The 12,553-nt window shown below is 73.2% G+C and carries 9 protein-coding genes and 1 pseudogene; 3 read left to right on the top strand and 7 right to left on the bottom strand.

Annotation, left to right across the window (positions count from 1 at the left end; translation table 11 throughout):
* Positions 1-86: 86 nt before the first annotated feature.
* Positions 87-578 (top strand): DUF6328 family protein, encoded by a 492-nt coding sequence (locus AWZ10_RS00755; RefSeq protein ID WP_046706767.1) that lies wholly within the window; start codon positions 87-89, stop codon positions 576-578.
* 176 nt (positions 579-754) lie between these two features.
* Positions 755-3,976, top strand: a complete 3,222-nt coding sequence (locus AWZ10_RS00750; protein WP_060890177.1) for an amidohydrolase family protein — start codon at positions 755-757, stop codon at positions 3,974-3,976.
* Between the two features lie 89 nt (positions 3,977-4,065).
* Here the strand turns inward: AWZ10_RS00750 and AWZ10_RS00745 are convergent, their stop codons facing one another.
* The 6 genes from AWZ10_RS00745 to AWZ10_RS00720 form a co-directional block, all read right to left on the bottom strand.
* On the bottom strand, positions 4,066-5,298 hold the full coding sequence (locus AWZ10_RS00745; RefSeq protein ID WP_046706769.1) for a 4-hydroxybenzoate 3-monooxygenase: 1,233 nt from the start codon (positions 5,296-5,298) through the stop codon (positions 4,066-4,068).
* A gap of 99 nt (positions 5,299-5,397) precedes the next feature.
* Positions 5,398-6,375, bottom strand: a complete 978-nt coding sequence (locus AWZ10_RS00740) for a pyridoxal-phosphate dependent enzyme (RefSeq protein WP_046706787.1) — start codon at positions 6,373-6,375, stop codon at positions 5,398-5,400.
* A 147-nt stretch (positions 6,376-6,522) separates the two neighbouring features.
* Positions 6,523-6,873, bottom strand: coding sequence for a UBP-type zinc finger domain-containing protein (locus tag AWZ10_RS00735; RefSeq protein ID WP_046706770.1), 351 nt, complete (start codon positions 6,871-6,873; stop codon positions 6,523-6,525).
* Positions 6,870-8,366: an ATP-binding protein gene (locus AWZ10_RS00730; RefSeq protein WP_060890176.1), complete on the bottom strand. Its 1,497-nt coding sequence runs from the start codon at positions 8,364-8,366 to the stop codon at positions 6,870-6,872. The genes AWZ10_RS00735 and AWZ10_RS00730 overlap by 4 nt, the downstream gene beginning before the upstream one ends.
* A gap of 19 nt (positions 8,367-8,385) precedes the next feature.
* A complete protein-coding gene (locus AWZ10_RS00725; protein ID WP_060890175.1) occupies positions 8,386-10,062 on the bottom strand; it encodes an NAD(P)/FAD-dependent oxidoreductase in 1,677 nt (558 codons plus the stop codon).
* A 97-nt stretch (positions 10,063-10,159) separates the two neighbouring features.
* Positions 10,160-10,516 (bottom strand): VOC family protein, encoded by a 357-nt coding sequence (locus AWZ10_RS00720; RefSeq protein WP_060890174.1) that lies wholly within the window; start codon positions 10,514-10,516, stop codon positions 10,160-10,162.
* A 57-nt stretch (positions 10,517-10,573) separates the two neighbouring features.
* On the opposite strand from AWZ10_RS00720, the gene AWZ10_RS00715 reads away from it, so the two are divergent.
* Positions 10,574-11,359 (top strand): universal stress protein, encoded by a 786-nt coding sequence (locus AWZ10_RS00715; RefSeq protein WP_079104271.1) that lies wholly within the window; start codon positions 10,574-10,576, stop codon positions 11,357-11,359.
* On the opposite strand, the pseudogene AWZ10_RS00710 reads toward AWZ10_RS00715, so the two are convergent.
* Positions 11,307-12,553 (bottom strand): annotated as a pseudogene (locus AWZ10_RS00710) (DNA-binding protein); the annotation flags it as partial. The gene AWZ10_RS00715 and the pseudogene AWZ10_RS00710 sit on opposite strands and share 53 nt — an antisense overlap.

The following is a 12,553-nucleotide window of genomic DNA, read 5'->3' as shown; positions in this document are numbered from 1 at the left end:
GAGAGTGAAACAAGGGGGTGTGTGCTTGGCGATCGGGGGCACTGCGCCATTGAGGGAAGGGAACATCGACCCCGCCGGGAGGATGCGTGACTGAGGTGCAGGGCGACCGGGACCGAGGCCGGGACGAGACCGAGGACGAGCGCGCCGACCGCCGCTGGAGCGAACTCATCCAGGAGGTGCGGGTCGCCCAGACCGGTGTGCAGATCCTGTTCGGCTTCCTTCTCACCGTCGTGTTCACCCCGCGCTACGAGGAGCTGCCGCAGACCGAGAAGACCATCTACATCGTCACCGTCGTCCTCGGCGCCGCCGCCACCGGTGCCCTCATCGGGCCCGTCTCCTTCCACCGGATCGTCGCCGGACGCCGCATCAAGCCCGCCGCTGTGCAGTGGGCCGCACGGCTGACCGTCGTGGGTCTGATCCTGCTCCTCGCCACGATGACGGCGGCGCTGCTGCTGGTCCTGCGCGTGGCCACGCACGACGAGTTCGTGCCCTGGCTGGTGGGCTGCGTGCTCCTCTGGTACCTGCTGTGCTGGTTCGTGCTGCCCACGTGGATCCGCCGCCGGCACGCCGACGACTGACACCGGGCGCGGTCACGGCGGGGGCTGCCATCGGGCCGTCGTCGCGCCGGGGAGCGACACCGACTCCGTCACGCCGACGAGCACTACCGGCCGCCGTCACACCGGCGGGTGACATCCCCGATGGCGTGAATGGCGGTGTTGCTCGTGGGCCGTGGGGTGCGCAAGCGTGCGGTGTCATGGACCGTGACCAGAGTCACCGCACACCGCCCCTGACCCGCCGTCAACTCCTCTCCGCCACCGGGGCCACCGGAGCCGCCGCGGTCCTCGGCACCGTCGGAGCGGCCGCCCCCGCCGTCGCCCGGTCCGGCGCCCTCGGCACCGGCCTCTCCCTCACCTTCACCCGGGCCACCAACGGCTCGGCGACGCTCGCCACCGGCGGCGACACGCTGATCGCCGAGATCCAGAGCGGCCTGTGGTCCCTGCCGCGCGGCGGCGGCAAGGCGGTCCCCCTCACTCCGGCCGGCCTCGAACCCAACCGGCCCACGTACTCCCCGGCCGGCGACCTCATCGCCTTCTGCGCCTACCAGGGCGGCGGTTTCCACCTCTGGACCATGCGCCCCGACGGCACGGAGCTGGAGCAGCGCACCGACGGCCCCTGGGACGACCGTGCCCCGGCCTGGTCGCCCGACGGCACCCGGCTCGCCTTCGGCTCCGAACGCGGCGGCGACCCCGGCAGCCCCGTCAACGGATGCCCCTGTCGCGTCCACGTCCTGGACCTCGGCTCAGGCGACGTCACCCGCGTCACCGGCCTCCCTGGCCAGTCCGGCCCTCTCCAGGACGGCACGTGGGAGGACTTCGACCCCACCTGGTCGCCGGACGGCACCCGGCTGCTGTTCGTGCGCGCCAGGGTCGTCACCACGGGCACCACCCCGTCCGTCGAGTCCCGCACCATCGCCGCCGTGGCCGCCGACGGCACCGGACCGGTGACCGTCGAGCACACCGAGACCGCCGCCGCCCAGGTCATGACCCCGGCCCTCGCCCCCGACGGCCGCCTCGCGTACCTGCGCACCACCGCCGCCCCGAACGGCTCCTGCACCCTCGTCGTCGCCGGAGAGCCCGTCCCGGTCGACGGCGACATCGCACCCGTACCGCCCCGCTGGACGACGGAAGGAGAGCTGCTGCTCACGCTGGACGGCCGGTTCACCCTCGTACGCCCCGACGATCCCGCGCGGCCGGAAGCGATCCCCTTCGAGGGAGTGCTCCCGGTGGACCGCCCGCGCTACCGGATCAAGGAGTACGACCTCGGGGAGGCACGCGTGCGGCCCGCGCGGGGCATCCATCTTCCCGCGCTGTCGCCCGACGGCCGGAGCATCGCGTTCGCCGCCCTCAACTCACTCTGGCTGGCCGGTACTTCGGGTGGACGTCCGCCGAGGATGCTACGGAAGTCACCGCCCACCCGCTGGCTCCTCGCGCCCTCCTGGGCGCACGACGGAAAGTCCCTCGTCTACGCCGACGACCGCGACGGCCTCCTCGGTGTGTACCGACACGATCCGGCCACCGGCGAGGAGACCACCCTCGCCACCGGCGGCCGGGTCATGCCCGTGCTCTCGCCCGACGGGCAGCGGCTCGCATGCCTCGACATGGCCGGACGGCTCGTCGTACGGGACCTGGCCAGTGGCGAGGAACGTGTCCTCGTGGCACCGCTCGGCGCAGGCGGGATCCCCGGCAGGCCGAGCTGGTCGCCCGACGGCCGGTACCTCGCGCTGTGCGATCGCAACCGTCTCGGCGCCCGATTCCGCGAGGGCTACAACCTGATCCGGATCGTCGACGCCACCACCGGCGCCGACCGGCTGCACGCGGTCGCGCCGCACACCTCGATCGCCGACCGGTACGACTCCGGGCCCGTCTGGTCGCCCGACGGCCGCCTGCTGGCCGTGATCGTCGAGTCCGCGCTCTGCCTGCTGCCCGTGACCCCGGACGGCACCCCACGCGGGAAGCTGCGCACCCTCACCACCGAACCCGCCGACCACCCCACCTGGTCCGGCGACTCCAGGACGCTTCTCTACCAGTCGGGCACCCGCCTGCGCCTCATCGACGTCTCCGGCGACCACGCCCGGACCGTCCGGGTGCCGCTCGACCGCACCCGGCCCACGCCCGTCGACACCGTCGTCCACGCCGGACGCCTGTGGGACGGCACCGGCGAGACGGTCCGCGACGACGTCGACATCGTCGTACGCGGCGGCCGCATCACCGCCGTCGAACCCCACCGGGGCAACCGCCGGGCCGCCCTCCGCCGCGTCGACGCCTCCGCGCACACCGTGCTCCCCGGCCTGTGGGACGCCCACACCCACCCCTGGCAGAGCACCTACGGCGGCCGCCAGGCCGCCGGGCAGCTCACCTACGGCATCACCACCGCAGTCTCCCTCGGAGGTTTCGCCTACGAGCAGGTCCGCATCCGCGAGGAGGTCAACGCCGGCCGGCTCGCCGGACCCCGGCTGCTCACCACCGGCGAACTCCTCGACGGCGCGCGGGTCGCGTACAGCATGGGGCGCGCCCATCGGACGAAGGTGGGCCTGCGACGCTCCTTGGAGCGCGCTGCGGCTCTCGACTGGGACTTCGTCAAGACCTATGTCCGGGCGCCCGGTTGGGTGATGAGCGAGGCCGCCCGCTTCGCCCACGAACGTCTCGGTGTCCGCACCGGAGGTCACCTGCTCTCGCCGGGGGTCCAGCTCGGGCAGGATCTGACGACCCATCTGCAGGCCACCCAGCGCGCCGAGTTCGGCCACGCCCTCACCGCGAGCGGGCGGGTGTACGAGGACGTGGTGGAGATCTACACCCGGCAGGGCGTGGACTTCTCCCTCATCGCCACCCCCTTCACGGCCGCTCCCCTCATGGGCGCCGATCCGTCCCTGGCCGACGACCCCCGGGTCACGGTCGTGATGCCGCCCTGGGACGCCGCCCTCGTACAGCAGGGCGCGGGAATCCCGCCGACGCCCGCGCAACTCGCCGCGCTGCGCACCGAGACCGACATCTACCGGCGGATCCTCGCCGCCGGCGGCGTCATCGCCCTCGGCACCGACCAGCCGCTCGGCCCCGTGGGCCTCTTCCTCCACCTCGCCCTGCGCGCCCTGCACGACGGCGGGCTCACACCGGCCGAGACCCTGCGCACCGCGACCGCCCTCCCGGCCCGGCTCTTCGGCCTCGACGACGACCTCGGCACGGTCGAGACGGGCAAGCTCGCGGACCTGACCGTCGTCGACGGCGACCCCTTCACGGACTTTGCCGATCTCGTCCGCACGGTGTCGGTCCTGCGGGGTGGAACCCCCTACACCACCAAGGAGCTGGTGGCCGCGTACCGGCCCACGGCGCGGCGCGCGAAGGCGGCCGGGACCGAGGAGGACTGGCTGGAGGTGGGCCGGCTGATGCGGCAGGACGGCTGCTGCCACCACGCTCACTGAGGAACACCGGCCCGGACCCGGGGTCCTCCCGCCGACGACCGCCGGCCGAGGGCCCTGAGGCGGTCGGCTCCGTGCCTGGTGCCGCGCCCCTAGTGGTCGGTGTCCTTGCCGATGAACAGCTCCGCGAAGGTGGACGCGGCGGCGGGGGAGCCGAGGACGCGGCGGAGTCGGGCGGTCGCGGCGCGCGCCCGGAACGCGTCGCCGGACGACGGCCCGTGCAGCAGCTCCGCCAGCCACTGCGAGAACTCCTGGTAGTGCCAGACCCTGCGCAGACAGGCCTGCGAATAGCCGTGCAGCCCGCTGTCGTCGCCCTTGCCCAGGTGGGCGATCAGGGCGTCCGCGAGGAGCAGGGAGTCGTGCAGCGCGAGGTTCATGCCCTTCGCGGCGATCGGCGCGACGAGGTGCGCCGCGTCGCCCGCGAGGTACAGCCGGCCGTACGCCATCGGCTCGGTGACGTAGTTGTGCATGTCGAGCACCCGCTTCTCGACCAGCGGGCCCTCGGCGAGCGGCCGGGTGCCGGGTACGGCCAGCCGGGCGTGCAGCTCGGACCAGACCCGCTCGTCCGGCCAGTTCGCCGGGTCGTCACCGGCCGGGACCTCCAGGTAGTAGCGGGTGACCTCGGGGCTGCGCGCCATGTGCCCGGCGAAGCCCCGGGGATGCACACCGAGGATCACGCAGTCGGACGACGGCGGCGCCTCGGCGAGCAGCGCCAGCCACCCGACCCCGTGATCGTGCCGGGCGACCGTGGCCCGCCCGGCGGGCAGCGCGGACCGCGTGACACCGCGCGCGCCGTCGCAGCCGGCGATGAACTCGCAGCGCAGAAGCCGTCGTCCGCCCGTCACCGGATCCACGTACGACACGGACGGCCGCTCGCCGTCGATGTCGTGCAGCTCGACATCGCGCACGCCGAAGCGGATGTCGCCGCCCCGGACGTCCGCGTACTCCCTGACCAGGTCCGTCACCAGCAGCGGCTGCGGATACACGTAGTGGTGGTGTCCGGTGATCTCCGTGTACGGGAACCGCCGCCGCTCACCGGCGAAGCGGAACTCGAACTCCGTGTGCACCGGGGCCCGTTCCACGAGCCGGTCGGCCAGCCCGCGCCGCTCCAGCGCACGCACCGCCCACTCCTCCAGGAACCCGGCCCGGGGCCGCCGCTCGATGAACTCCCGGCTCTCGGTCTCCAGCACCACGCAGTCCACGGAGGCGGCCCGCAGGACGTTGCCGACGGTCAGCCCGGCGGGTCCCGCACCGACGATGACGACCGCGGTGCGCTCGGCCGCGGAAGGGCCCGAGGGGGAGGCCGGGGAGGTGGGGGTGGTCATTCGAGCATTATGCCGGGCACCGGGCGAGCGGCTTCAAGTGATGTGCAGGGGAGGGTTGTTGGAGACTGCGGGCGGCTGGGACGCCAGTGGCGGCCGGGGTCACCGCAGCCCGAACTGCCCGGCCCAGCCCGTGATGTCGGCCGTGGTCGCGTTGCCGCCGCAGACCACGAGGCCCAGCCGGGCGCCGTCGCCGACCCGCTCCAGCACCTGCTGGGCCGCGGGCAGCAGGCATCCGGCGGCGGGTTCCGTCCACACCTTGGCGTGCTCGGCGAAGTCGAGGACGCCCTGCACCGCCTCGGCGTCGGAGACCACCAGGACGTCCTCGACGAGGGCAGCCACATGGTCGTAGGTGAGCTGGGAGGCGCAGGGCGCACTGAGCGTGGTGACGATGGAGGAGAGGGGGACGGTCACGGGTCCGCCCGCCGCCACCGCCCCGGTCATGGCCGTGGCGCCGACGGTCTCCACACCCCAGACGCGGACGCCGGGACGCAGGGCCGCGAAGGCCGCCGCGACACCGGCGACGAGCCCGCCGCCACCGATACTGACGAGCACGTCGGTGAGCGCGCCGGACCGCTCCGTCTCCTCGACGTCCTCGGCGAACTCCAGACCGACGGTGCCCTGGCCGGCGATCACCAACGGGTCGTCGAACGGGTGGACGAGGGTGAGGCCCTCCGACCGCAACCGCTCGGTCAGCGCGAACGCCTCCGCCATCCCGTCGGTGAGCCGCAGCGAGGCCCCGGCCGCCTCGACGAGGTCGATGGCGCGCTGTGGGGCGGTCCTCGACATCACCACGGTCGCCTTGATGTGCAGCGCGGCGGCCATGTGCGCCAACGCGATCCCGTGATTCCCGCCGCTGACCGCCACGACCCCGGCTGCCCGCTCGGCCTCCGTCAGCGCCAGCAGCTTCGCGGTCGCGCCCCGGGCCTTGAACGAGCCGGTCCGCTGCAGCAGCTCCAGCTTCGTGGTCACGGGGACACCCAGGAGGGCGGACAGGCCTGGGCTGGGGACGGTCGGCGTCCGCACGACATGCCCGGCGATGGTCCTGGCCGCGTCCTGGATCTCGGAGATCCCGATCAACACATGTACTCCGTTTCGTGGTGCTTTGTCTGCAAGTCCGGTGGGGGCTGGTCGCGCAGTTCCCCGCGCCCCTGAGAAGCAGGGAACTGCGCCCCCACCGGACCCGCATCCGCCGTGCAACCGACCCCCCGGGCCCTCACGCCCGGCTCACCGCAGGGCCTCGGTCCAATTCTCCGGTACCCGCCCCGCAGGGCCCGGCACCGGCTGGTCGGCGGGATGGCTGAGCGGCGGTGCGAGATCGGGCCCCGACTCGTACATCTCGGAGGTCTCGTAGTTCCACAACCAGGACTCGCCGGGCTCGTAGCTCTGCACGAAGGGGTGCCCCGTGGCCCCCGCGTGGGCCGTGGCGTGCTGGGCCGGCGAGGAGTCGCAGCAGCCGATGTGTCCACACTGGGCGCAGCGTCGCAGATGGAACCACCAGCCGCCGGCCGCGTCGCACTCCACGCATCCGTCACCGCTCGGCGGGACGGCGGGGTCGATTCCGGCGGGCAGGGTCATGAGGCCTCCTCGGGGGCATGGTCGGGGTCGTCGGCGAGCGTGAGGTCGAGGTCGGCCGCCGGTGCCGTGAGCGGCAGGAAGACCTGGAAACGGGTGTCGCCGGGGCGGGAGTGGACCTCGATGTGCCCGTGGTGCTTGTTGACGACGATGCGCCAGGAGATGTCGAGGCCGAGCCCGGTCCCCTGCCCGACCGGCTTGGTGGTGAAGAAGGGGTCGAAGATGCGGCCCCGGATGTCCGCCGGGACACCGGGACCCGTGTCGCGGAACTCCACGAGCACCTGATCACGGTGGTCCAGCGCCGTCCGGACCGTCAGTGTGCCCGCGCCGTCCGTGTCGTTGATCGCGGAGACCGCGTTGTCGATCAGGTTCGTCCACACCTGGTTCAGCTCACCCGGATACGCGGGGATGCGCGGCAGAGTGCGGTCGTACTCCTTCACCACCTCGATCCGCTCGCCGATCTTCCCGGACAGCATCAGCAGCGTGCTGTCGAGGAGTTCGTGGACGTCCGCGTTCTGGTACGGGGCACGATCGAGTTGCGAGTACTGCTTGGCCGCGTCGACGAGCCGGCTGACACGGGTGGTGGAGTCCTCGATCTCGTTCATCAACAGCTCGGTCTCGACGGTGTAGTTGAGCCAGCGGACCGCGCCTTCGAGGGTGTGCTCGTCCACGGCGGCCGCGACCTGGTCCAGCCAGTCGGTGTCGAGCCCGGCCTGTACGAAGTTCGGCGCGAGCTGCCAGCCGCCCGCGATGCCGTGGTCGTCGAACCAGTCCGACAGTTCGTCCTCCCGGTCGGAGGCCTCCAGCGGACTGAGCGGGGTCGCCTTGGCGACCTGCTCGGCCGTCCGCTCCTGCAGATCGACCAGCGACTCCAGCATGGCCCGCTTGTACGGCCCGGCGGCGATGACCCCGAGCTTGTGCCGCATCCCGGCCACCCGCTCCCGCAACGCGGAGGTGGCCCGTACGGCCGCCGCGGCGGGGTTGTTGAGTTCATGGGTGAGCCCGGCGGACAGCGAGCCGAGGGCCAGCAGACGTTCGCGCTGGCCGATCGTGCGCTGGGTGTTCTGACTGCCGAAGAACAGGCCCTCCAGCAGATGGACGGCCATGGGGAACCAGTCGCGCATGATCCGGGCGAAGGAGGCCGCGGGGAGAACGAAGAACCGCGAGGGGACCGTGACCCGCATGGAGCCCTTGTAACGGGCCTGGTCCGCCTGGTCGCCGAGATACGCCTGGAAGGCGCCCGCGTACACGCCGGCCTGGGAGCTGCGGCTGATCTCCACGTCGTCGTCGCCGACCTGCCGGGACATCACCAGCGTGCCCTCCAGGAGCACGAAGAAGCAGGTGGCCGCCTCGCCCTCGCGGTAGACATGGCCGGGCTCGAACCGCTCCACCCGGCCCTCACGGCAGAGTCGGTCCAACTGCCCGTCGTCCAGCTTCTCGAACAGGAACAGCCTGCTCAGCTCGGCCCGGTCGCACGGCGACGGCCGCCCGCTCACGACGACGCCCGTACGGTTGTCATGACTGCTCCAGATACCTGTGCACCAGCATCACGGCCATCGCTCCCTCTCCCACCGCGGACGCGACCCGCTTCGCGGACTGCGACCGCGCGTCCCCGGCGACGAACACACCGGGCACATTGGTCTCCAGGTGGTACGGCGGGCGGTCCAGCTCCCAGCCCGCCGGCGGACCCCCGTCACTGGTCATGTCGGGCCCGGCCACGATGAACCCGCGCTCGTCGCGGAGGACGGTCCCCTCCAGCCAGTCGGTGTGCGGCTCGGCGCCGATGAAGACGAACAGCCACTGCGCGTCGACGAGTTCCTCGCGCCCGCTCGCCAGGTCCTTCAGCGTCAGCTGCTCCAGCTGGTTCGTGCCGTGCGCGGCGTCGACGACCGTGCCGGGGCGCACGAAGACGTTCGGCGCCTCGGCGAGCTGCTGGATCAGATAGTGCGACATGGACGCGGTGAGCGACTCGCCGCGGACGAGGAGGGTGACCGACTTGGCGCCACGGGACAGGTACATCGCGGCCTGCCCGGCCGAGTTGGCGCCGCCCACGATGTACACGTCGTGACCCTGGCAGCCGGCGGCCTCGGTGAGCGCGGAGCCGTAGAACACACCGCAGCCGGTGAGGTCCGCGCAGCCCGGCGCGGCGAGCTGCCGGTACGACACGCCGGTCGCCAGGATCACGCTGTGCGCGGCGACCGCCGAACCGTCGGAGAACCGGATGGTCCGCGCCGCACCGTTCACCTCCAGGCCGCTCACCTCGCGTGCGGTGAGGATCTCCGCCCCGAACTTGGTGGCCTGGCGCCGCGCCCGGCCGGTGAGCTGGCCGCCGGACACCCCGTCGGGGAACCCGAGGTAGTTCTCGATGCGTGAACTCTGCCCGGCCTGCCCGCCCGTGGCCGACCTTTCGACGAGCAGCGTCCGCAGCCCCTCCGAGGCCCCGTACACGGCCGCGCCGAGCCCGGCGGGTCCGCCGCCGATGACGACCAGGTCGTAGAAGTCCTGGGCCGGTGTCGTCGCCAGCCCCACCCGCTCCGCCAGCTCCGGGTCCTCCGGCGCGACCAGCGGCGTACCGTCCGGGGTGACGACCAGCGGCAGCCGCTCGCCGTCCGTACCGGCCGCCGCGAGCAGCCGCCGCCCCTCCGGCTCGTCCGACGAGAACCAGCGGTACGGCACCTGGTTGCGCGCCAGGAACTCCCGTACGCCCGACGACCGCGCCGACCACCGGTGCCCGACCACCTTCGTGGTGCCCACACACGTACGGTCGGCGGCCCGCCAGGCCTGCAACAGGTCGTCCAGGACCGGATAGAGCTTCTCCTCCGGCGGGTCCCACGGCTTCAGCAGGTAGTGGTCGAGGTCGATGACGTTGATCGCGTCGATCGCCGCGCCGGTGTCGGCGTACGCGGTGAGCAGGACGCGCCGCGCCCCCGGATAGACGTCCAGCGCCTGTTCTAGGAACTCGATGCCGTTCATCTCCGGCATCCGGTAGTCGGCCAGGATCACCGCCACCTGGTCCCCGCGCAGCTTCAGCTCCCGCAGGGCCTCCAGCGCCGACTGCCCCGACTCCGCCCGCACGATCCGGTACGACTCGCCGTATCTGCGCCGCAGGTCCCGTGCCACGGCACGGGACACCCCCGGATCGTCATCCACGGTGAGGATCACGTTCCGCGCCGCACCGACAGCCTGAGTCATACGCCTCCACCCCTAGCCAATGGGCCCATCGTATGTTCGGCCGTGGGGGTTCGCCCGGTTTCCCGGCAGGCGCGGCCCCGGGGCCCCGGCAGCGGCCTCACCTCCTGCGCGCGGCCAGTACGCAGAACTCGTTGCCCTCCGGGTCCGCGAGCACCACCCATGGCTCGTCACCGCTCTGTCCGACGTCCGCGTGCCGGGCGCCGAGAGCGAGGAGGCGGGTGACCTCCGCCGCCTGGTCGACGGGGCGGAAGTCGAGGTGCAGGCGGTTCTTGACGGTCTTGGCCCCCGGATCGAGCCCGAACAGGAGGCCGGGAAGGCGGTCCGGGGCCGGACGGATCTCGTACTCCTCGGGGGAGTCGTCGACCACCACCCACCCGAGCGCCTCCGCCCACCAGCGCCCCAGCGCGACCGGGTCCGCCGAGTCCACCACGATCTGCTCCCACTCCAAGGCCATGCGGCGAGGGTAGTGAAGACTGGGCGTGTCAGCCATGTGACTACAGAGAGGTGGCCGATGACGACGCGCCCGATCACCGCCGCAGTGGACGGCACGCCCGAGAGCCTCGCCGCGCTGGCGTGGGCCGGCCGGGAGGCCGTACGCCGGGGCCTGGCGCTGCGGGTGATGCACGCGTGGCGGTGGGAGCCGCACGAGGCGATCAGTGTGGACCGGGACGGACAGGTGCGGTGGGCCCGGGAGGCGCTCGCGGAGGCGGCGCGGGGCGTTTCCGAACGGCACCCGGACCTGGCGGTGACGACGGAGCTGGTGGAGGGTCCGCCCGTCGAGAAACTGGTCGGCGCCGCCGAGGACGCCGAGACGCTGGTGCTCGGCTCGCGCGGTCACGGCGCGGTGGTCGGCTTCCTGCTGGGCTCCGTCGGGCAGCAGGTGATCGTCGAGTCGCCGCGTCCCGTCGTGCTCGTCCGTGCCGAGGACAGCCCGGCGGGCGAGGCCGCCGGCCGAGAGGTCGTCGTGGGGCAGCAGGGCGCACCGGAGGACAGCGCCGACGTCCTGCGGTTCGCGTTCGAGACGGCGGCGGCACGCGGGGCGTCCCTGCGCGCGGTGCGGGCGTGGGCACTGCCGCCGCTGTACGCGTACAGCCCCGGCTCGCTGAAGCTCCTCGACGAGGCCGGCGGCCTGGAACCGTACGAGAGGAAGGCCCTCTCCGCCGCGCTGGAGCCGCTGCGGGAGCGCTTTCCCGAGGTGCCCGTCACCCAGCACGTCGAGATGGGCAGCGCCGGGCAGGTGCTGCTGTCCGTGGCGCAGCGGGCCCAGCTGATGGTGGTCGTGCGCCGCGCCCGGTGACGCCGAGCGACTCGGCCTCGGAGAGCGTCCACCGGGCGATCCGGGCGCGCAGGTCCTCGCCCTGACGGGACGGCTGCGCCGACTGCGCGTGCGGTGCGGGTGGCTGCTGGGGCGGTGAGGACTGCTGGGCGCCGCGGGTGGGGCGTTCCCAGTGGAGGCGGGCCAGTACGGAGGCGGGGGTGGCAGAGGTGCCCTCGGGGAGCCCGGCGAGCAGCGCGAGGACCCGGTGGCGCACCTCGGGCGCGGCCGACCGGTCAAGCCCCGGGCCCAGCGCCGACAACGTACGGTCCTTGGCGTCCCGCTCACCGATCACACCCGGCGTACGGGTCGCCGTCAGCCAGGCCGTGGCGAGCCGTGCCCAGCGCTCGGCGGGGGGCTGCTCCAGCCACTCGTCGTACGCGGGGGTGGCGGCGTAGCGTTCGTCGGCCTCGCCGTCCGAGGCCAGCAGTCCGGCGGCGTAGGCGAGTTCGACCCAGAACGCGGCGGCGGGTTCGGGCAGGTCGAGGGCCACGGCGGTCCGTTTCAGGTCCCGCACGCTGAGCCCGCCCGCGCGCAGGACGCCCGGCCCGCCCTCGTCCCAGTCCTTCAGCAGCTCCTCCATGGTCGCCAGCGCGGTGTACGCCTGGCCGGCCGCCGTCGCGTCCACAACCTGTGGACGGTGTGCGGCCGTCGCCTCGACGGGCGGCGGTACCGGCTGGACCTCCCGGTGCGCCCGTCCCGCCCGCAGATGCAGGGCGACCTCGCGGGGGATGACGACCGTGCCGGGGGCGGTCGGCAGGAGCAGGCCCCGGTCCAGCAGCCACCGCAGATGGGCCGCCGGTTTGGCGGTGACCTGCCCGTACGGCGGACCCCACACCAGGCGGGTCAGGACGTCGAGGGACTCGGGGGGCGCGGAGGCGAGGAGCGCGGCCATGCGGCGACGGTCGGTGAAGAGCCCGCTGAGACCGGTGACGGCCGACACCGAGTCGTGGGTGCTCGCCAGACCGGCCTGCGCCACGATCTCCTGCACCCGCCCCGGCGACATGCCCGCCGTGGCCTCCGCGACGGTCGGGCCGAGACCGGTGGGGGAGGGGTGCTGCGGCGAGGGGGCGAGCAGCTCACGGGCCGTGCGCACGAGGCGGAGGCGGTCGTCGGCGCCCCACACGAGGGCCTGGTCGCGCAGGGTGCCGAGCGCACGGGGCAGCGCGGCGGTGA

This window comes from Streptomyces europaeiscabiei (assembly GCF_001550375.1).
Taxonomy (GTDB): domain Bacteria; phylum Actinomycetota; class Actinomycetes; order Streptomycetales; family Streptomycetaceae; genus Streptomyces; species Streptomyces europaeiscabiei.
The sequence above is the reverse complement of the archived record's forward strand: the minus strand, read 5'-3'. Positions and strand labels throughout refer to the sequence as shown.